This is a genomic window from Bradyrhizobium lablabi (assembly GCF_018129385.1).
Lineage (GTDB): Bacteria > Pseudomonadota > Alphaproteobacteria > Rhizobiales > Xanthobacteraceae > Bradyrhizobium > Bradyrhizobium lablabi_C.
The window spans coordinates 153,560-173,463 of record NZ_JAFCLN010000002.1; the positions used below are offsets into that span (position 1 = coordinate 153,560).

Consider the following 19,904-nt stretch of genomic DNA (forward strand, 5'->3'; position numbering starts at 1 on the left):
CGAGAGGCGCAGGCCTCTATCAAAGTGGGACAAGGCCGAAAGGTTGCTATTCTTTGCGGGCAATTCTTTGGCCCGATGCGAAGCGCCAAATCACGAATGCTCGACCTGCCTTTGCCGCGCATCGCGCCGGCCATAGAAAAACGGCGGCACCGATCCCGGCGCCGCCGCTAGGCTGACAGGTCTGACTCAGGCGGAGCGGCCCAAGAATCAATATTTCAATCAATATTTCCGATACAGCCCGATCAGTTTGCCCTGAATCCGGACCCGGTTCGGGGGCAGGATGCGCACTTCATAGGCAGTGTTGGCGGGCTCCAGCGCGATCGAGGCGCCGCGGCGACGGAAGCGCTTGAGCGTCGCTTCCTCCTCGTCGATCAGGGCGACCACGATGTCGCCGGTGTCGGCGCTCTCGTTGCGCTGGATCAGCGCCACGTCGCCGTCCAGGATTCCGGCGTCGACCATGGAATCGCCGCGCACCTCGAGCGCGTAATGTTCGCCGGAACCGAGCATGTCCGGCGGCACGCTGATGGTGTGGCTTCGCGTCTGGAGCGCCTCGATCGGCGTACCGGCGGCGATCCGGCCCATCACAGGTACGGCAACGGGACGTTCGCCGTCGCTCTCGGCGGCGGCTGCGCTCGCGGCGCGCTTGCCGAGCGTGCCCTCGATGACGCTCGGGGTAAAGCCGCGGCGGCTGCCGCCGTTGCCGGCGGCAAGCTCGGGCAGCTTGATGACCTCGATGGCGCGGGCGCGGTTGGGCAGGCGGCGGATGAAGCCGCGTTCTTCCAGCGCGGTGATGAGGCGGTGAATACCGGACTTCGAGCGCAGATCGAGCGCGTCCTTCATCTCGTCGAAGGAGGGCGGCACGCCCGCTTCCTTCAGCCTCTCATTGATGAAACGCAGAAGTTCGTACTGTTTGCGCGTGAGCATCTCGAGCAAATCCCCCGGTTAGATAGCGTCGTTCGATTCCGAGACTCTGAGGTTGGACTCCGGAAGTTCTTCTTCCAGACACTAGTCCTCGAAACAAATCATGAACGGACACTATATGTTCGATACATGTTCTGCAACCCCTTAATTTTGGGTGAATGCGTGAGCTTTTGTCAGGAGCTGCGAATCGCGCGGCTCATTCCGGCAGGCGCAGGATGTCGACTTCGGAGCCTTTCGCGGCTGCCGGTGCGAACGGCGGACGTATCACCAGGCCCTGTGCCGCAGCGAGAAATCCAAGCAGCGAGGAGTCCTGGCGATCGACCGGCGTGGCGATCAATTGGCCGTCGCGGCGCTTCTCGATCCGCGCGCGCAGATAGTCTTCGCGCTGGTCGTTGGCGGCGGCGTCGCGGCCAAGCAGCGCCGTTTCCCTGGTGTGATGGACCGCTTTGCGGCCCGACAGCGCGCGAATCAACGGCACCAGGAACAGGTAGGCGCAGACGTAAGAGGAGACCGGATTGCCGGGCAGGCCGATCACGCGCATGGCGCCGAGCCGGCCGTGCATCATCGGCTTGCCCGGCCGCATCGCGATGCGCCAGAACGCCAAGGTGACCCCTTCGGCCTCCAGCGACTGCTTCACGAGGTCGTGGTCGCCGACCGAGGCGCCGCCCGAGGTGATCAGGATATCGGCGCCGGAATCGCGGGCGCGGCGGATGCCGTCGGTGGTGGCGGCGACCGTGTCGGCGGCAACCCCGAGGTCGATGGTGTCGGCGCCCTCGGCGCGGGCGAGGGCCCGCAGCGCATAGCCGTTGGAATAGACGATCTGGGCGGGGCCGGGCGTGGTGCCCGGCATCACCAGCTCGTCGCCGGTGGCGAGCACGGCGACTTTGGGGCGGCGATAGACCGCAAGCTGCGGATGGTTCATGGCCGCGGCCAGCGACAGGTCGCGGTCGGCGAGGCGGATCCCCCTGGCGAGCAGTACGTCGCCTTCCCTGAAGTCGACGCCGGCGGGGCGGATGTGGCGGCCCTTTGTGGCGGCTTCCGTGATGGCGATGGTGTCGCCGTTGCGTCTTGTATCTTCCTGGATGATGACGGCGTCGGCGCCGTCGGGGATCACGCCGCCGGTGAAGATGCGCGCCGCTTCGCCCTTGCCGATGGTGCGGCCGAACGGCCGGCCGGCCGCGACCTCGCCGATCACGCTCAGCCGGGCGGACAAATCCGCCGCGTCGGCAGCGCGCACGGCATAGCCGTCCATCGCCGACATCGCCTGCGGCGGTTGGGTGCGCCTTGCCGCAACATCGCGCGCCAGCGTGCGGTGAAAGGCGGCATCGAGCGCCACCATTTCTTCTCCCAGCGGATCAGCGCCGTCGAGGATCGCGGCAAGGGCGTCGGCAACCGGCATCAGGGCCACGGGCAAACTCCAAATTGCTCGGGAATCTATATCCCAAGTGAGGTGAGTGCCCGTGCCACGTCATCCATCGATGTCACGTGGACAGCCACAAGGCCGCGCGCCCGCGCCCCTTCGATATTGGCGGCCGAATCGTCGAAGAACAGGATCCTCGAGGCCGGCACGCCGATCGCTCTTACCACATGATCATAGGCTTCGGCGTCGGGTTTACGCAGCCCGATCGAGGAGGAGAGGAAGATTTTCTTGAAATGCCCGAGCACGTCCGCATAGGCGGTCGAGAAGTGCGCGACATGGGCCGGATTGGTGTTGGAGAAGGCATAAAGCGGCAATTGTTGTCCCGCGCGCGCCAGCAGCGGGGCGACACCGGCCATCTCGCCAGTGAAGATCGAGTTCCAGCCTTCGAGGAATTGCGCATCCGTGATCGCGATGCCGAGCGATTGCCGCAGGCTTTCGAAGAAGGCGGCATCGTCGATCCTGCCGGTCTCGTGATGCCGGAAATGGTCGTTGACGATAAAGCGGGCCGTGAGGTCATCGGCCGCACAGCCGGCATGGCCCGCCCACACCGACATCACCCGGTCAAAACTGATGTCGAGCACGACGCGGCCGAGGTCGAACAGCAGCACGTCGGCGGAGCCGGGGAAGATAACGGGAACGCTCATTGCGGCGAGGATGTACGAAAAACGAGGCCGCCATGCAACGATGCGGCCTTGCTGGCGCTGGCGGCCCGTATATCGTTCCCGGCCGAGGAAACCCCAAGGTAATCCCATGTCCGGCACGCTGTTGTTTTCGCCCATGACCATCCGCGGGCTCGAATTGAAGAACCGCATCGTGGTGCCGCCGATGCATCAATATTCGGCCGTGAAGGGATTTCCGACCGACTGGCACCTGATGAATGCCGGAAAGTTCGCCGCCGGCGGCGCGGGGCTGGTGGTGGTTGAGTCAACGAAAGTGGAGCGGCGCGGCTGCGGCACGGTCGGCGATCTCGGCATCTGGGACGACAAGTTCATCGAGCCGCTGTCGCGGCTGGTGAAATTCATCAAGCAGCAGAATTCGGTCCCCGGCATCCAGCTCGGCCATTCCGGCCGCAAGGCGCGCGCGAGGCGGCCGTGGGAGGGCGATGGGCCGCTGGCGCGAACGGACGAGATCGACGACTGGGATGAATGGACGCCGGTGGCGCCGAGCGCGATCGCGCACAGCGAAAAATGGCCGGTGCCGCGCGCGCTGGAACGCGGCGAGGTAAAGGACCTCGTGCAGGCCTGGGGGCAGGCGGCGCGGCGCGCGCATGAGGCCGGTTTCGAGATGCTCGAGCTGCACGGCGCGCACGGCTATCTCGTGCATGAATTCCTGTCCGAACGATCGAACCAGCGCACCGACGAATATGGCGGATCCGAAGAGGGCCGCATGCGCTTCATCATCGAGGTGGCGGAAGCGGTGCGCGGGCATTGGCCCGATCACAAGCCGCTGTTTGTGCGGCTGTCGGTGGAGGATAATGCCGGCTGGGGACCGGAGCAGAGTGCGAAGCTTGCAAGGATACTGAAAGCGAAAGGCGTCGACGCGATCGACTGCTCGTCCGGCGGCATCACCGACGCGGCGCCGATCCTCGGCAAGGAGATCAAGTACAGCTATCAGGTGCCGCTGTCGGAATATGTCCGCACGCATGCCGACATCATGACGATGGCGGTCGGGCTGATCATCCATGGCGACCAGGCCGAGCAGATTTTACGCGACAAGCAGGCGGACCTGATCGCAGTCGGGCGCGAGATCCTCAACAATCCGAACTGGCCGATGGATGCAGCGCTCAAACTCGGCGTCGACGGCCCGTTCCGCAACGTGCCGCCGCAGTTCGGCTACTGGCTCGGCACCCGCGCCAAGCGCGGTTTCGGTACAAAACCCTCGACGTGGCAGAATGGCCTCAATGCGCCCGGCGAAGTGTCCTGAACGCCTGCTTGCCTTCGACCCGCCATTTTCCGACCAAAAAGCCATTGTGTGCTTGCCCGCGCCGGGCCGGGGGAAGGTTCAACTGAATCGCGGCCGACAACAGCGTTGGGGGTATAAGATGCGCAGGAATCTCACCTTTTTCCTCGGCGCGATGACGGGCATGGGCGTGACCCTGCTCGTGAGCGGGCCGTATGGAGCGCATCTGGTCGCCTCCGCCAACGCAGCCCGTTCCGACACTTATACACAGCTCAACCTGTTCGGCGCCGTGTTTGAGCGCGTCCGCGGCGCCTATGTCGAAAAACCCGACGACACCAAACTGATCGAGGGCGCGATCAGCGGCATGGTCGGCTCGCTCGACCCGCATTCGCGCTACATGAATGCCAAGGGCTGGGCCGACATGCAGGAGAACACGCAAGGCGAGTTCGGCGGGCTCGGCATCGAGGTCACGATGGAGGACGGGCTCGTCAAGGTGGTCGCGCCGATCGACGATACGCCGGCGGCAAAGGCCGGCCTGCTGTCGGGCGACTTCATCAGCCAGATCGACGACGAGAGCATCCAGGGCCTCTCCCTCGATCAGGCCGTGCGCAAGATGAAGGGGCCGGCGAAAAGCAAGATTCGGCTAAAAGTTCTTCGCAAGGGTGTCGAAAAGCCGATCGACGTTGCGATCGTGCGCGAAATCATCCGCGTACGGCCGGTCCGCTATCACACCGACGGCGGCGATATCGGCTACATCCGGGTCACCTCGTTCAACGAACAGACCACCGACGGCTTGCGCAAGGCGATCACGGCGATCGCCAAGGAAATCCCTGCTGAGAAGCTGTCGGGCTATGTGCTCGATCTGCGCAACAATCCGGGCGGACTGCTCGACCAGGCGGTGTCGGTGGCCGGCACCTTCATGACCCGCGGCGAGGTCGTTTCCACCCGCGGCCGCAGTTCGGAAGAAACCCAGCGCTTCATCGCGCGCGGCGGCGACCTCACCAAAGGCAAGCCGCTCGTCGTGCTGATCAATGGCGGATCGGCATCGGCTTCCGAGATCGTGGCCGGCGCGTTGCACGACCACAAGCGCGCCACGCTGATCGGCACGCGCTCGTTCGGCAAGGGTTCGGTGCAGACGATCATTCCGCTGGGCAGCGGCAACGGCGCGCTCGCGCTCACCACCGCGCGCTACTACACGCCGTCCGGCCGGTCGATCCAGGCCAAAGGCATCGCGCCCGATATCGAAATCCTTCAGGACGTGCCGGAAGACCTGAAGAGCCGGTACCAGGCCAGGAGCGAAGCATCGATGCGCGGACATCTCTCCGCCGATGGCGCCGAGCAGGTCGGCTCGCAATCCTACATTCCGCCGGCGGAGAAGGACGACAAGGCGCTGGGCGCGGCGTTCAATCTGCTGCGCGGGGTCACGGTCAGCGCCGGCGCCCCGGCGAAGCGGCCGGTTCCGAACTGAGCCTGAGTCCGGCTTTACTCGTCATGGCCGGGACAAGCCCGGGCATGACGACTGTATCTCTGTCAAACATCAGGGGCGCTTACGCCGGGTGAACGACCCGTTTGCGCTTGCGTTCGCGCCGCGCGGGCGATGCGGCCGGGGGCGGCTCATGTGACAGCATGTCTCTGATCTCGGCCGGCGGTTTCGGCGCGCTGAACAGGTAGCCCTGCATTTCCGAGCAGCCGAGCGTGCGCAGCATTTGCTGCTGCTCCACCGTCTCGACGCCTTCGGCCGTGGTGGTCATGTCGCGTTCGGCGGCGATGTTGACGACGGCCTGCACGATGTCGGCCGAACCGGACGGCTCGCTGATATCCGATATGAAGCAGCGGTCGATCTTGATCTTGTCGAACGGGAAACGCTTGAGGTAGCTCAGCGAGGAATAGCCGGTGCCGAAATCGTCGAGCGCGATGCGCACGCCGATGGCGCGGAGCTGGTGCAGGATCGCGAGTGCCGCATCGTCGTCGCGGATCAGCACGGCCTCGGTGATCTCGAGCTCGAGCCGGCCCGCCGGCAGGCCGGAGGCGGCGAGCGCCGCGATCACCTTCAGCGCCAGCGTGCCGCTCCTGAACTGCACCGGCGAGACGTTGACGGCAAGGCGGATGTGCTCGGGCCACTTGGCGGCTTCCATGCAGGCCGTGGTCAAGACCCATTCGCCAAGCTGGTTGATGAGGCCGGTCTCCTCGGCGACCGGCACGAAATCGGCCGGCGAGATCAGACCGCGTACCGGATGGCGCCAGCGTATCAGGGCTTCGCAGCCGGTGATCCGGTTGTCCTGGAGGCTGAGGCAAGGCTGGTAGTAGACCTCGAAACCGCCATCGGCGACCGCCTGGCGCAGATCCATTTCGAGCAGGCGGCGCGCCCTTACCTGCGCCTCCATCGCCGGTTCGAAGAACCGATAGGTGCGGCGTCCGGCGGCCTTGGCGGCGTACATCGCCAGATCGGCGTTCTTCAGGATTTTTTCCAGATCCGAACCGTCCTGCGGCGCCAGCGCAATGCCGATCGAGGCATCGGTGGTGACCTGATGGCCGAGACATTCGTAAGGCGCGCGGATCGCCGCGAAGACGCGGGCAACGAGATCCGTGACGGCGCCGGGATCGCGGACGTCGGTCTGTACAATCGCAAATTCATCACCGCCGAGACGGGCGACGAAATCGGTCTCGCGCACGCAGCCGCGCAGGCTCGCCGCCACCGACTTGAGCAACTCGTCGCCGACCAGATGGCCGAGCGAGTCGTTGATGCCCTTGAACTCGTCAATGTCGATATAGAGCACCGCAAGCTGGCGGTCCGGCGCGATGTGCGGCAGTTCGTGCTTGAGCTGCTCGTGGAACAGGGCGCGGTTCGGCAGGTCGGTCAGCGCGTCGTAATGGGCGAGGCGGGTAATGCGCTCCTCGGCGCGGCGGCGCTCGGTGACGTCCTCGTGGGTCGCGACCCAGCCGCCGTCGGCGAGGGGCTCGTTGACGACGTGGATCGAGCGTCCATCGGGCGTCTCGATCACCATCGAATTGCGCACGCCGATGTCGCGCAGCACCAGATTGACGTATTGCTCGAGGTCGCCGGTGAACGATCCGGTCTGCTTGCGGTGTACGATCACCTCGCGGAACGTACAGCCGGGCTTGATGATTTGGGCCGACAAGCCATACATCTCGATGTAGCGGTGATTGCAGATCACCAGCCGCTGCGAGGAGTCGAACAGCAACAGGCCCTGCGTCATGTTGTTGACGGCGGTATCGAGCCGCAGCTTCTCCAGGGTCAGGCGCTGTTGTGACGCGCGATGCTGCTGCGACAGCTTGCGGACGACCAGGAACAGCAGGAACGCAATCGCGGTCACGAAGAGACCGGTGATCACGACCAGGATCGTGATCTGCTCGCGCCAGTCGGCCAGCGCGGCTTCCGTCGTGTTGGTGGCGACGATGACGATCGGGAAATTGGCAAGCGCCCGCGAGGCGACCAACCTGTCCTTGCCGTCGATCGGGCTGGCGAGGCGGCTGGCGCTGTGGCTGAGCTCGAACACCTGCTGCTGTGCGGCCGGCCCCGTCTTGAAGTTCTTGCCGATCATCTGCGGGGCATGGGGATGCCGGACGAGCAGGGTGCCGTCGCGATGGTGCATCGAAATTGCGGCGCCGTCCCCGAGCGCTACGGAGGCGAAGAACTTTTCGAAATTGGCAGGCTCGATGCCCCGGCCGATGACGCCCAGGAATTCGCCACGCGGTCCCTTCACCTTGCGCGCGATCACGGTGGTCCAGACACCGGTGATGCGGCTGTACACCGGTTCGGTGATCATGTCCGGCGAGTGAGGACCCGACCGGAAGTTCCTGAAATAGGCGCGGTCGGCGACATTGACCGGCGGCACCGGCCAGGCCGCCGACGCATTGATCAGCTTGCCGTCGGCATCGAAGACGTTGATGCCGCCGACATAGGACAGCGCGCTCATCTTCGACTTCAACATCAGGTGGATCGCCTCGGTCGACATCTGACGCCGGTAGTTCTCGGGCGTTGCGATGCCGTTGACGCGCATGTAGTCGATCAGGTCTTTTTGAACGACCTCGAAATCCTCGAGCTGCTGGTCGAAATGACGGGCGAGCAGAAGCACGGTGTTGTCGAGCTCGCGCTCGGCGTTGCGCAGCGCGCGCTCGCGGAAATTGCTGGCCATCACGGTGGCGCCGACGGCAATGGCCGCGATCAGCAACGTGCCGCCGAGGATCAGCCAGCGGATCGGGCTGCCGCGAAGAGCGTTTGCTGCATTGGGGGTGGCGGAATTGTTTGAATGCATTTCTTTTTTTGCTGCGGCCGCGACTCACCCGGAGGCGATCTTCTCATGCCCCCGACATCCAGAACGGGTATCGCAGCGAGATGGAGTTGCGGTTAGGAATTCTGGTTAATGAGTCGTTACCGGGACGGGCAGGCGGTGCAATATGGCAGTGCAATCAGGCAGTCCCGACGTCAGGCGTGCGATGCAGCGCTAATTCTCGTAAAAGTGCGATCAACTTGTCGTTGAAGCGATCGCGAGCCGAAGTACTGCGGCCTGCGGCGAGGACCGGATCGCTTCGCCGTCTCGATGGCGCTAGTACCTGCGGGTAGCCGGTTTCTTCGGCCGCTTGACGGCGACACCCACTGTTTGACCCTGCGCCGACATGCTGCCCTGCGGGTAGGGATTCATACTGCGCTGCGCGTTGGGATCGGTGTACGGATTGCCCGGTCCCTTATTCTGGCAATTCGCATTGGGATAGAAAAATGCGCAATAGCCCGGCTCCGAGATCACCTGCTGCGCGAGTGCGGGGGCAGTGAGGCAGAGCAGGATTGCTGCTGACGCAAATAGCCTGAAGGCGGACATCGCATTCCTCCTTGCAAGTCTGGCCAAAGGAAAAACACCGCGGTCCGCCCGTTAGTCCGGAGGGGCCTTCACGCTAGCGTGAAACGGGTGCGGCTCCCGCGGGCGGCTGCTTTGCTTGCTGCGGCGCGGCGGCCGATTTGCTCTTCTTTTTCTTTTCGGGCTTTGGCGGAACGACAGGAGCGGCCTGCACCTCTTCTTCCGGTTCCGCTACCAGGCCTTTGCCCGGCGGATCGGCGCCGATGGTGTTGCAATCGATGTTCGTGAAGAATTGAGCGCAATAGCCGGGCTCGGGGTTGGCTTCCCAGGCAAGCGCTTGTGGAACGGTTGCGATGTACAGGAGTGCGGCGGCGCTGCATGCAGCGAGCTTCAGCATGTTTTCTTTCCTTTTTGGGGCTGTTCGCCGCCGGCTTGTCAGCCGGCTGAGCGATAATGCCCGGACTTCCCACCCATTTTCTCGACGAGGTGAATGCCCTCGATGCGGACGCCACGCTCGGCGGCCTTGATCATATCGTAAATCGTCAGACACGCGACCGATACGGCGGTGAGCGCCTCCATCTCGACGCCGGTGGGGCCGGTGACCTTGACGGTGGCCTGCACGACGCAACCGGGCAGCTTCCTGTCCGGCGTGATATCGACGGTGACTTTGGACAGCGCGAGCGGATGGCAGAGCGGGATCAGCTCGGACGTGCGCTTGGCTGCCATGATGCCGGCGATGCGGGCGGTTCCCAGCACGTCGCCTTTCTTCGCGTTGCCCGAGACGATCAAGTCCAGCGTCGCTTTGCTCATGATGACGCGGCCCTCGGCGACCGCCACGCGCTCGGTCGCCGGCTTTTCGGATACGTCGACCATGCGGGCTTCGCCCCTGGCGTCGATATGGGTGAGAGTGGAGGTTTTCCCCAAAACCTTCCGCGCCATGACCTAGCCTGTCCCGGTAGCGCGGGTCGTGCGGTCGCGGGCGAGCAGCGCGCGCGTAGCGGCCGCGACGTCGGCCTGCCGCATCAGGCTTTCGCCGACCAGGAAGGTCGACATGCCGACGCGTTCCAGCCGCGCAAGGTCCGCAGGCGCGAAAATGCCGCTCTCGCCGACCATCAGGCGATCTTTGGGGATCAGTGGCGCCAGCGCTTCGCTGGTGGCCAGCGTGGTCTCGAAGGTGCGCAGATTACGGTTGTTGACGCCGATCATCGGCGAACGGAGTGTTAGCGCACGGTCGAGCTCGGCGCGGTCGTGGATTTCGATCAGCACGTCCATGCCATGCGCGATCGCGGCATCCTCGATATCCCTGGCTGCGCCGTCGTTCAGCGCCGCCATGATGATCAAAATGCAGTCGGCGCCGTGGGCGCGGGCTTCCGCCACCTGGTAGGTGTCGAACATGAAATCCTTGCGCAGCACCGGCAGATTGGTTGCGGCGCGCGCCGCCACCATGAAATCGAGATGGCCCTTGAAAGAGGGCGTGTCGGTCAGCACGGACAGGCAGGCGGCGCCACCCGCTTCGTAGGCCTTGGCCAGCACCGGCGGATCGAAGTCGGCGCGGATCAGGCCCTTTGAGGGCGAGGCCTTCTTCACTTCCGCGATCAGCGCGTAGTCGCCGCGAGCGAGCTTTTCCTTGATAGCCCGCACAAAGCCACGCGGTGGCGGCGCCGACCTTGCCAACGCCTCGACGCTGGCAAGCGGATGTGCGCGCTTGGCGGCAGCGATCTCTTCGCGCTTATAGGTCTCGATCTTGCTCAGGATGTCCGACATCGCCGTGCCTGCATCATGCTCTCATCTTCTTGTTTGAGCATGATCCTTTCGGAAAACCGGTTTCCACTTTTCCGGATCATGCTCTATGCGTTGGAGACCGCGACCAACTGCTTCAGCCGTGCCGCCGCGGCGCCGCTGTCGAGCGATTTGGTGCCGATGGCGACGCCTTCCTTCAGATTGCTAGCACGGCCCGCGACGATCAGGGCCGCGGCCGCGTTCAACAATGCGACATCACGGTACGCGCTCGGCTTGCCCTCGAGCACGCTTCTGAGCGCCGCTGCGTTGGCGTCGGCGTCGCCGCCCCTGAGAGCGCCGGCCGGAGCGATCGGCAGGCCGGCTTCCTCCGGAGTCACTTCAAAACTGCGGATGCTGCCGTTTTCGAGCGCGGCGACCGAGGTCGGGCCGGTGAGGGTGATCTCATCGAGTCCGTCGGAGCCGTGCACCACCCAGACGGCTTGCGCGCCGAGATTTTTCAGCACTTGCGCCAGCGGCAGCACCCACTGTTTGGAGAACACGCCGACCATCTGCCGCTTCACGCCGGCGGGATTGGAGAGCGGTCCGAGCAGGTTGAAGATCGTACGGGTCGCAAGCTCGACGCGGGTCGGCCCGACATTCTTCATCGCGGGATGATGGGCGGGCGCGAACATGAAGCCGATGCCGGCCTCCTGCACGCAGTCGCCGACCTTTTCCGGCGTAAGATCAATTTTCACCCCGAGCGAGGACAAGACGTCGGCCGCGCCCGAGCGCGACGACAGCGCACGGTTGCCGTGCTTTGCAACGGGCACCCCGGCGCCGGCGACGATGAAGGAGGCGCAGGTGGAAACATTGACCGAGCCCGAGCCGTCACCGCCGGTGCCGACCACGTCGACCGCATCGGCCGGTGCCGTCACGCGCAGCATCTTGCCGCGCATGGCCGACACTGCGCCGGTGATCTCCTCGACCGTCTCGCCGCGCACACGCAGCGCCATCAACAGCCCGCCCATCTGCGAGGGCGTGGCTTCGCCCGACATCATGGCGTCGAAGGCGGCAGCCGCCTCGTCACGCGACAGCGTCGCGCCGGTCGCGACTTTTCCGATAATCGATTTCAGGTCGTCCATCGCCCCGCCAAATCTCTTGTTTGATCATGATCCGATTCGAAAAACCGGTTCCCACTTTTTCGGATCATGATGTAGCTCAATTATTCGAACTGGCTGCGCCCGTCGCCTGCGCGAATGCGGCCTGGTTGATGGATGTACCGATGGTCTGCTCGATCTTGTTCACGAACTGGGCGACCTGTTCGTCGGACAGGCCGCGATCGAGCGTCTCCTTCAGTTTCTTGACCTCGTCGGAAGCCATGTCGACCGGCGGGACCGTGATGTCGGTGACCTTGAACACGACCCATTCGCTGCCGCCGCCGCTCGATGTCTGGCCGAAACCATCCTTGGCGGTGCGGAAGGCGGCCGTGACGGCGCTGGCGGGCAAGCCCGCTGGCGATCCCTCGCGCTTGAAGTCCTTTGCGGTCTCGACCTTGGCGCCGATCGCGGTGGCTTGCTCGGCCAGCGTCGAGCCTTGCTCGAGCTTCTGCACCATCTCGGTCGCCTTCGTCCGCAGCCGGCTCGAGATCTGGTCCTCGCGCCATTTCGCCTCGACCTGGGACCGCACTTCATCGAGCGTGCGCTCGCGCGACGGCGTGATGCCCGTCACGTCGTACCAGACATAGCCGCCGTTGAAGGAGATCGGATCGTTGTCGACGCCGACATCGCTGTTGAAGGCCTGCGAGACAACGTCGAGCCCGCGCGGAATGTTGGTGGCGAGCTGACCGTCCGGCGTGCGGCCGGAGCGATCGACCGCCTCGATGGTGACGGCGGTAAGGCCCAGCTTCTTGGCGGCCTCGGCGACACTGGCGCCGCCGCTGCGCTCGTCCTCCATCTTGTTCTGGAGCTCGGAGACTTTTACGCGCGCATTCTCGGCGCCGAGCTGCTTCTTGATCTCGGCTGCAACGCTCTCATACGTCGCCGTGGTCCCGGGTTCGATCTTGCCAACCTTGACGAGGAGCGCACCGAACCGGCCCTGCACGGGCTGGCTGACCGCGCCGGAGGCGAGAGAAAATGCGGCGTCCGCGGCGGCGGGTTCGAGGATCGCGGACTTCGCGACCAGCCCGAGTTCATAGTCCGACGGCTTGAGGTCGCGCTCCTTGGCGAGGTCCTCGAACGAGGTTCCGGACGTGATCTTGGCGCGCGCGGCCTCCGCTTCGCCCATGTTCGGGAAGATGATCTGCGACACCTCGCGCTTTTCCGGCGTGCCGAGCCTGTCCTTGCGCTGGTCGAAGACCTTTCGCGCCTCTTCGTCGGAGATCTCGCTCCATTTGCCGAGCTCGTCCGGCGTGATCACCGCAAACGAGATCTTTCGGTATTCAGGGGCGCGGAACTGAACCTTGCGCTCCTCGAAATAGGCGGCGAGCGTTTCCGGCGAGGGCGGATCGATCGTGCCGGCCTGGGCTGCATCCAGCTTGATGTAGTCGATCGAGCGCTGCTCGTTCTGGAAGCGCGTCAGCGCATCGATCAGCACCTGCGGCGGTTCGACCCCGGCCGTGATGGTGCCGGCGATCTGCCGGCGCAGCGACACCTTGCGCTGTTCGGCGAAATAGCGCGGCTCGCTGTAGCCGAACTGCCTGAGCACGGCCTGGAAGCGCGCGGGATCGAACTGGCCGTTGATGCCCTTGAAGTTCGGATCGCTATGGATCTGCCGGATGATCTCGGCCTCGGACATCGCAAGGCCCATGCGGCGCGCCTCCTCATCGAGGGCTGCTTCCGCGATGGTCTGCTGCAAGATCTGGCGGTCGAAGCCGAAGGCGCGCGCCTGCTCCTGCGTCAGCGGCCGGCCGAACTGGCGGCCGATCTGCTGGAGCTTGTCGGTGTAGAGCTGGCGGAACTGTTCGGTCGAAATCTCGGTGCGGCCGATTGTAGCGAGCGTCGACTGCCCAAAGCCCTTGAAGATGTCGGCAATGCCCCAGATGCCGAAACTGACGATCAGGACGCCCATCACCACGGCCATGACAATCTTGCCGAGCCAGTTTGATGAGGCTTTGCGCATTCCTCGAAGCATGGGTCCAACTTCTATCGGTAAGTTAAGAGGCTGATTTTACTAGAAAATTTTTGGCCTACGCTCGCACCTCAGCCGATAGGTACGGCGAACAGTTGTGCCACTTTCGATCCCGGCACGGGTCTAGCTTGCCTATGGCCCTTACTGCAAGGCCCGGTCCCGTTTGCGCTCTCCCGAGGGCTTCACCATCCGCCCTGCCGATCAACCGAAGATCGCATTGGGGCGCCCATCGTTAGCATATCCGGTCGCGGCAGGCCCTGCGGCGATTCCGCAAATTGACGGACGACAGCGAAGCTTTGACTGCCACGAAGTGCCGTCCCATCGCTGCTCATGGTTACCGCCCATTGTCCTGGCCGGCCGGGCAGGCGGCCGGCTGCAAGGGAGCGTAGATTTTCACCAATGAATCATCGACGGGATATCGCAATTCCGAAGCGAGGCGATACGCTGCAAAATCGACCCCAAGCGCCTGCAATTCTTCGATCGAGAATGATCCGGACGATCTGGTGAACAACCATGATTGTTTCAAGTGATCCGGTTGCAGGCGTCTGAAATATTCCTGGGCGAAATGATCCGAGATCGAATAGCCGCCGAAGATCCATGGGAAAACCGGCATCTGGCCGTCGATGACGAAAACCAGGCCGGGCGAAGAGCCGCTCAGGTCAATGGCAAGGCCACCTTTGCAGAATCCGCCTGCCTTCGTCGTATTCCGCAGAGCCTCGATGAACTCGCTTGTCTTGCGATCGAGTTTCAACTCGGAGCCCCATCCGACCGGCGTGGGGACAACTTGCATCGCGAGTGGGCCGGCCAGCCGGTAAGGCGAGGTTAGTCCGAAGTTGAAACCGGAGAATGCGAGACAAAGCGCAACGGCGGAAGCTGCCGCAATCGCCGTTGTGCTTTTTTCGAAGGCCAGGACAAATGCTGCGAACGCGCCCGCGATCGACAGGCCGAAGAGCTGTGCGAATGTCAGAGATACCGTGTTGGATGAACCGGCCGTTGCGGCCGAGGGGATGAGAGCAGCCAACGCAAGAAGCGTGATCAGCCGAATATCGACGGTTGTCCTCAGACAACACAACGTCAGCACCGAGAATGCAACCGCTGTCGCTTTTATGCCGAAATCATATTCGCGAGGGTGAAGAAGCTGGCTGAGCGTGGCAGCAAATACGATTGCGAGCGCGGCAGCAAACAGGAGCAGTGTCAGAAGATTTGGAATATTTCTGCCGCCACGCCTCATGAAAAGCACGGCAACGAACATCAAAACGGACAGAAACCACGTCTTGCCCTGGGCCAGAAACGCCACTTGCCGGTCCAGAACAGAAAAATTGACGGGATGAGATGTTCCGAAAATCGTGTTGTATTCCTTGATCTGGCTGAAGATGGCGTCTATCGGCAGGAATAACGCCACGATGGCGATGACTAAAATGCCAGCGCCGGCTGCCCGGATAATTTGAGTTAGCCGAGCCTTCATGGTCGGAAGCATGAGGAGGACGGCAGCCAAGTATATTACGCCAAAGCTCAACACGCCGTGCGGACGCCCAAGCGCCGCCACAGCACCCGCCATCGCCGCGCAGACGGCTGAATATGAGGTCGTACCCGGCGGATGAAGAAGCAGGATCGCGATAAACAAAAGGAGGGCGCCCACCAGCGCCAACCAATTATAGGAGGGACTGGTTAGCCACAGCGCGTAATAACAAAGCGGAAGAGCTGCACAAACGGCCAGGACCTGCATTCCCGCCGGGCCTCGCCAACTCAGCTTTGCCTTGTTCAGAACGATGAGCCCGATCGCCGCCCCAAGTCCCACGAGAATGAGCGCGCCTATTCGTCTCAAGCCGGCAATCGATTCTCCGGCTAAGCCGAACAGAGGCTTTAACGCGTAGCCAAACAGACCATAGTTCCACTTGTAATCGGATGGCCGCTGAATGGTCATCAGATAAAAGGAATCGTCGGTAAAGTCGAAGCCGCGGTCCAGAAACCAGACTGTTCGCGTAATCAAGGCGGCGCAGATCAGGACAATTAGGGCCGCGAGAAACCAGGGCGCAGTTCTATTCAAAAGCCTGATTGCCGGAATTGGTCCAACTCCAAAAAGCCGATCTTCGGAGAAGTTAAGGGGCTTGCGGATTGGATGCAACATGCTACTCGGAATTGATGGACGACGCGATCGTTGCTCGACCTTCGCCGTCGCGGTTGGCTGTAGGAGGGGCCTGGTGTGCTGTCGACACCGGCCGTTCGTCTTGCGTTTCAAGGGCAATTACGCAAAATGCGCGCGATCAACAAGCCACTGAAAGTAATAACCTATGCGTAGTTTCCCGATTAGTCGCTGCAGAATTTGCGGCGGGGAAAATTTGGAAGAAGTGTTTGCGTTAGGCGATCTGGTTTCTTGCGGCGCATTCTCGTCGAAGGGCCAGCCCGATCCGACAAGCGCGCCGCTTCAGCTCATGCAGTGTGAATCGTGCGGCCTCGTTCAACTCGCGCACAATTTCGACGGCAACGATCTATTCCGGCTCTCTTACGGATATCGATCCGGGCTCAACGAGAGCATGATCCGGCATTTGCGCGAAATCGTGTTCAACGTGAAGTACCGGGTGGCGTTCTCGCCTGGAGACATCGTTCTCGACATCGGAAGCAACGATGGAACGCTGCTCTCGTTTTACGAGGACGAGAAGGGAATACGAAGACTGGGTATCGATCCCACGATAGCCAAATTCAAATCCTACTATCAGAGCGGCATCGAGACGGTCGAGGATTTCTTCACCGCTGCCCAGTACCGGAAAAGCGTCGGGGACGTCCAGGCAAAAGCCATTACCAGCATAGCGATGCTGTACGATCTGCCCGACCCGAACGCATTCGTCGGCGACATCGCCTCCGTCCTTGCCCCCGGCGGGCTTTGGGTATTCGAGCAGAGCTATCTGCCGCTCATGGTCGAGCGCGGGTCTTTCGATACGATATGCCACGAGCATCTTGAATATTACGGCATGCATCAGATCAACGATTTGCTGGCGCGGCATGGACTGCGAGCATTCGACGTCCGCGTCAACGACGTCAATGGCGGCAGCTTCCAGATCTGGGCGTGTCACCTCGGCGGACCCTATCCGACCAACGCCGCGGCCGTGGATCTTTTGCTCCGCAAGGAACGGCTAGAGGGATATCTTGGCAAGCGGCCCTTGCAATCCCTGCGCAGCAACGCGGAAGCCGCCCGTCAGCAAACGCTGGACTTTCTCGAGCACTGCCTTGCGAGTGGAAAAACCGTGCATGGGTACGGCGCTTCGACGAAGGGCAACACCTTGCTCCAGTATTTCGGAATTACCTCGCGCCTTCTTCCGGTGATTGCCGATCGCAACCCTGACAAGGACGGCGCGCGAACGCCCGGGACCGGCATCCCGATCATTTCGGAAGAGCAGTCTCGTGCGGCAAAGCCGGATTACTATTTCGTCCTGCCCTGGCATTTCCGGGATGCATTTCTCAAGCGGGAGAGGGCGTTTATCGAGCGCGGCGGCAAGTTCGTTTTTCCGCTGCCGGTGTTCGACATCGTAACGAAATAGAGTTTTGCGAAGAAAATGCCGCCGGCTGTAAACGACGCCACAATATCCCCGAGTCGCGCCGAAACCCGGACGGCTGTCGTGGTCGGCGCCCTGGGGCAGGACGGAACGTTGCTATCCCGTTACTTGCGCAGCAAGGGATATCGCGTTGTTGCGGTGACACGGCAGGGCGTGTTGAAGTCAGATGGGTCTGTCGACACGTTGGACCTTTTGAATATGTCGGGGGTAGAGGCGTTCATCGCGGCGATACTCCCGGACGAGATATATTTTCTGGCTGCGCATCATCACTCTTCAGATCAAGACGCCGGTGACCTGGGCACGCTCCTGCAACAGAGTCACGAGACGCACGGCTTGCGTTTTCTGAGCCTTCTTCAAGCGTGCGCCAAACGTTCTCCCGAAACACGCCTGTTCTACGCCTCGTCCGCTTTGGTGTTCGGTCATCCGGAAAGCCGTCCTCAGGACGAAGCGACGCCGATGCGCCCGGCTTGCGCGTATGGAGTCACCAAATTGTTCGGCATGGGCCTGTGCGAGATCTTCCGGCGCGATCATGGGCTTTTTTGCAGCGCGGGCATACTTTTCAATCATGAAAGCCCGCTCCGCCAACAACAGTTCGTTTCCAGAAAGATTTCGAAAGCCGTTATTGCGATCAAGCGCGGTATTCAAACCGAACTCGTACTTGGTTCACTCGACACCGAAATAGACTGGTCGGCGGCCGAGGATTTCGTGCGAGCAATGCCTGCCGTCCTTGCATTGGATGCCCCGCGAGACTTTGTTTTTGCCAGCGGCAAACTGCATAGTTTGCGAGAATTCTGTGCTATTGCGTTCTCCACGGTCGGATTGGATTTCCGCAATCATGTGAAGGTCGCGGAAGCGTTGGTCGTGCGTAAACCTCGTACTATCCCGCTCCACGGCAATCCGGCGCGGCTCATGCAGGCCACCGGATGGCGCCCCGAAATCAATTTCGAACAACTCGTTTCGGGATTAGTCCAGGCAGAAATGGATCGTACAAGGTGACTCGGCCAACTTGCTTGATTTTTCTTCCGACCCTGAACGAGGCCGGCACGATCGAAAGCATCATCCAGCAGATCATCGACCTGAACCTCGGTGCAGACATCCTTGTGATCGACGACGGGTCGGCAGACGGCACCGACGAAATGGTCAGGAAGCTGGGCAGCAAATATCCATCGGTATCGTTGATCGAGCGCGGCGCTCGTCTGGGCGTCGGAAGTGCGCACATCCACGCCCTGCGGCTGGCCAAGGAGCGCAACTACGGCCGCTTGATCACCATGGATGCCGACTTTTCTCACCAGCCATCCGACATTGCGCGCTTCATCGCGGCGGCCGAAGCAGCGGACATCGTCGTCGGCAGCCGCTTCGAGCGAACCGAGAGCTTGAAGGACTGGAATCTGTTCCGTAAGGGAATGACCCATCTGGGCCATTTCCTGACCCGGCTGCTTCTATCGATGCCCTATGACGCGAGCGGCGGGTTCCGGGTATATGCGATGGACAAGGTACCGCAGGATCTGATCGACAATCTGGAAAGCGCCAACTACGACTTTTTCTTCGAAAGTCTGACGTTGTTGCACAGGCGTGGACTGTCGATCGCCGAAGTGCCTATCGACCTTCCGGCGCGGGTATACGGCCACTCCAAGATGCAGCTCAAGCACATCCTGGGCGGTTTTTTCCGGTTGGTCTTGCTGTCGTATCGACTACGGGCGAAGGAAAAAGAATGAAGGATCGTACGATGGAAAAGTCATCCACCTCGAATTCCGATGCTGAAACCCTGCGCAACGATTGGGACGTCTATTGGGCCGGCCACCAGCACGATCGAGCCGAGCGATCGATTTACGATGTTGGCGCGCAATTCTACCGGCGTTATCTGATCGAACCGCTACTAACGTCAGTTTTGGCGCGGGAGTTTGCGGCCGGATCGAAATTGCTCCATGCCGGATGTGGAGGGGGTGAGGTCGACAAGAGGGTTGTCGCCGATTTCAGGGTAACGGCCCTCGATATATCGCCCAATGCGTTGGAGTTATACAAAGCGCGAAACCCCGGAGTCGAAGCGGTCATCGCCAACATTTTCGATTTGTCGGAGTTTCGGGAAAAGTTTGACGGCCTCTATAATCTCGGCGTGATGGAACACTTCTCGCCCGCCGAGATCGTCGAGATCCTCAAGCAGTTCAACAGCGTGCTCAAGCCTGGCGGCAAAATCGTTCTGCTGTGGCCGCCGGTATACGGTCTTTCGGTCATTGCCCTGCACGTCATTCATTTCGTGCTCAACCGTATCATGCGACGCAACATTCAGCTTCATCCGCTGGAGCCGACGAAAGTTTCGTCACGCAGGCAGGTCGAAGGCTATCTTGCCGCCGCGGGCTTTCGCTTGCGTTCAATGCAATTCGGCCCGAGGGATGCGTTCACCTATGTCGTGATCGCCGCTGAAAAGGCCTGACTCCCCGAAATCAGGGCCGCGAA

Annotated in this window: 17 protein-coding genes; 6 read left to right on the forward strand and 11 right to left on the reverse strand. The window is 62.2% G+C overall.

Features of this window, described 5'->3' with window-relative positions; genetic code table 11:
* Nucleotides 1-219 precede the first annotated feature (219 nt).
* The 3 genes from lexA to JQ628_RS04240 all read right to left on the reverse strand — a co-directional run bounded on the left by lexA (nt 220) and on the right by JQ628_RS04240 (nt 2,985).
* A complete protein-coding gene (lexA, locus tag JQ628_RS04230; RefSeq protein WP_212219765.1) occupies nt 220-924 on the reverse strand; it encodes a transcriptional repressor LexA in 705 nt (234 codons plus the stop codon).
* Between the two features lie 193 nt (nt 925-1,117).
* Nucleotides 1,118-2,329: a molybdopterin molybdotransferase MoeA gene (locus tag JQ628_RS04235; protein WP_212219768.1), complete on the reverse strand. Its 1,212-nt coding sequence runs from the start codon at nt 2,327-2,329 to the stop codon at nt 1,118-1,120.
* A 26-nt stretch (nt 2,330-2,355) separates the two neighbouring features.
* Nucleotides 2,356-2,985 carry an HAD-IA family hydrolase gene (locus tag JQ628_RS04240; RefSeq protein WP_212219770.1) on the reverse strand — a complete coding sequence of 210 codons (630 nt, stop codon included), beginning with the start codon at nt 2,983-2,985 and terminating at the stop codon, nt 2,356-2,358.
* Nucleotides 2,986-3,091: 106 nt separating this feature from the next.
* Here JQ628_RS04240 and JQ628_RS04245 point away from each other — a divergent pair, with 106 nt between their 5' ends.
* Nucleotides 3,092-4,264, forward strand: a complete 1,173-nt coding sequence (locus tag JQ628_RS04245) for an NADH:flavin oxidoreductase/NADH oxidase (RefSeq protein WP_212219773.1) — start codon at nt 3,092-3,094, stop codon at nt 4,262-4,264.
* 118 nt (nt 4,265-4,382) lie between these two features.
* On the forward strand, nt 4,383-5,708 hold the full coding sequence (locus JQ628_RS04250) for a S41 family peptidase (RefSeq protein ID WP_212219776.1): 1,326 nt from the start codon (nt 4,383-4,385) through the stop codon (nt 5,706-5,708).
* Between the two features lie 79 nt (nt 5,709-5,787).
* On the opposite strand, the gene JQ628_RS04255 is transcribed toward JQ628_RS04250, so the two are convergent.
* From JQ628_RS04255 to JQ628_RS04290, 8 genes are all read right to left on the reverse strand, one after another.
* Nucleotides 5,788-8,517, reverse strand: a complete 2,730-nt coding sequence (locus JQ628_RS04255) for a bifunctional diguanylate cyclase/phosphodiesterase (RefSeq protein ID WP_212219779.1) — start codon at nt 8,515-8,517, stop codon at nt 5,788-5,790.
* A 291-nt stretch (nt 8,518-8,808) separates the two neighbouring features.
* A complete protein-coding gene (locus JQ628_RS04260) occupies nt 8,809-9,078 on the reverse strand; it encodes a hypothetical protein (protein WP_212221158.1) in 270 nt (89 codons plus the stop codon).
* Nucleotides 9,079-9,151: 73 nt separating this feature from the next.
* Nucleotides 9,152-9,451 carry a hypothetical protein gene (locus tag JQ628_RS04265; protein WP_212219782.1) on the reverse strand — a complete coding sequence of 100 codons (300 nt, stop codon included), beginning with the start codon at nt 9,449-9,451 and terminating at the stop codon, nt 9,152-9,154.
* A gap of 38 nt (nt 9,452-9,489) precedes the next feature.
* Nucleotides 9,490-9,993 carry a cyclic pyranopterin monophosphate synthase MoaC gene (gene moaC, locus JQ628_RS04270; RefSeq protein ID WP_212219784.1) on the reverse strand — a complete coding sequence of 168 codons (504 nt, stop codon included), beginning with the start codon at nt 9,991-9,993 and terminating at the stop codon, nt 9,490-9,492.
* Between the two features lie 3 nt (nt 9,994-9,996).
* A complete protein-coding gene (gene trpC / locus JQ628_RS04275; RefSeq protein ID WP_212219787.1) occupies nt 9,997-10,818 on the reverse strand; it encodes an indole-3-glycerol phosphate synthase TrpC in 822 nt (273 codons plus the stop codon).
* An 83-nt stretch (nt 10,819-10,901) separates the two neighbouring features.
* Entirely contained in the window at nt 10,902-11,915 is a 1,014-nt protein-coding gene (gene trpD, locus JQ628_RS04280) for an anthranilate phosphoribosyltransferase (RefSeq protein ID WP_212219790.1), read from the reverse strand.
* Between the two features lie 76 nt (nt 11,916-11,991).
* Nucleotides 11,992-13,902 carry a peptidylprolyl isomerase gene (locus JQ628_RS04285; protein ID WP_212219793.1) on the reverse strand — a complete coding sequence of 637 codons (1,911 nt, stop codon included), beginning with the start codon at nt 13,900-13,902 and terminating at the stop codon, nt 11,992-11,994.
* A gap of 331 nt (nt 13,903-14,233) precedes the next feature.
* A complete protein-coding gene (locus JQ628_RS04290) occupies nt 14,234-16,027 on the reverse strand; it encodes a hypothetical protein (RefSeq protein ID WP_212219796.1) in 1,794 nt (597 codons plus the stop codon).
* Between the two features lie 163 nt (nt 16,028-16,190).
* On the opposite strand from JQ628_RS04290, the gene JQ628_RS04295 reads away from it, so the two are divergent.
* From JQ628_RS04295 to JQ628_RS04310, 4 genes are all read left to right on the forward strand, one after another.
* Nucleotides 16,191-17,435 carry a class I SAM-dependent methyltransferase gene (locus tag JQ628_RS04295; protein WP_249127480.1) on the forward strand — a complete coding sequence of 415 codons (1,245 nt, stop codon included), beginning with the start codon at nt 16,191-16,193 and terminating at the stop codon, nt 17,433-17,435.
* 78 nt (nt 17,436-17,513) lie between these two features.
* On the forward strand, nt 17,514-18,446 hold the full coding sequence (locus JQ628_RS04300; protein WP_212219802.1) for a GDP-mannose 4,6-dehydratase: 933 nt from the start codon (nt 17,514-17,516) through the stop codon (nt 18,444-18,446).
* A gap of 14 nt (nt 18,447-18,460) precedes the next feature.
* On the forward strand, nt 18,461-19,165 hold the full coding sequence (locus JQ628_RS04305) for a glycosyltransferase (protein WP_212219805.1): 705 nt from the start codon (nt 18,461-18,463) through the stop codon (nt 19,163-19,165).
* Nucleotides 19,162-19,881, forward strand: coding sequence for a class I SAM-dependent methyltransferase (locus JQ628_RS04310; protein ID WP_212219808.1), 720 nt, complete (start codon nt 19,162-19,164; stop codon nt 19,879-19,881). The genes JQ628_RS04305 and JQ628_RS04310 overlap by 4 nt, the downstream gene beginning before the upstream one ends.
* Nucleotides 19,882-19,904 lie beyond the last annotated feature (23 nt).

Bases quoted from the DNA above. Each gene is read 5' to 3' on its own strand.
- JQ628_RS04255 (WP_212219779.1), bottom strand. From the start codon at position 8,517: ATGCATTCAAACAATTCCGCCACCCCCAATGCAGCAAACGCTCTTCGC.
- moaC (WP_212219784.1), bottom strand. From the start codon at position 9,993: ATGGCGCGGAAGGTTTTGGGGAAAACCTCCACTCTCACCCATATCGAC.
- JQ628_RS04285 (WP_212219793.1), bottom strand. From the start codon at position 13,902: ATGCTTCGAGGAATGCGCAAAGCCTCATCAAACTGGCTCGGCAAGATT.
- JQ628_RS04250 (WP_212219776.1), top strand. From the start codon at position 4,383: ATGCGCAGGAATCTCACCTTTTTCCTCGGCGCGATGACGGGCATGGGC.
- JQ628_RS04260 (WP_212221158.1), bottom strand. From the start codon at position 9,078: ATGTCCGCCTTCAGGCTATTTGCGTCAGCAGCAATCCTGCTCTGCCTC.
- trpD (WP_212219790.1), bottom strand. From the start codon at position 11,915: ATGGACGACCTGAAATCGATTATCGGAAAAGTCGCGACCGGCGCGACG.
- JQ628_RS04265 (WP_212219782.1), bottom strand. From the start codon at position 9,451: ATGCTGAAGCTCGCTGCATGCAGCGCCGCCGCACTCCTGTACATCGCA.
- JQ628_RS04290 (WP_212219796.1), bottom strand. From the start codon at position 16,027: ATGTTGCATCCAATCCGCAAGCCCCTTAACTTCTCCGAAGATCGGCTT.
- trpC (WP_212219787.1), bottom strand. From the start codon at position 10,818: ATGTCGGACATCCTGAGCAAGATCGAGACCTATAAGCGCGAAGAGATC.
- JQ628_RS04295 (WP_249127480.1), top strand. From the start codon at position 16,191: ATGCGTAGTTTCCCGATTAGTCGCTGCAGAATTTGCGGCGGGGAAAAT.
- lexA (WP_212219765.1), bottom strand. From the start codon at position 924: ATGCTCACGCGCAAACAGTACGAACTTCTGCGTTTCATCAATGAGAGG.
- JQ628_RS04245 (WP_212219773.1), top strand. From the start codon at position 3,092: ATGTCCGGCACGCTGTTGTTTTCGCCCATGACCATCCGCGGGCTCGAA.
- JQ628_RS04240 (WP_212219770.1), bottom strand. From the start codon at position 2,985: ATGAGCGTTCCCGTTATCTTCCCCGGCTCCGCCGACGTGCTGCTGTTC.
- JQ628_RS04310 (WP_212219808.1), top strand. From the start codon at position 19,162: ATGAAGGATCGTACGATGGAAAAGTCATCCACCTCGAATTCCGATGCT.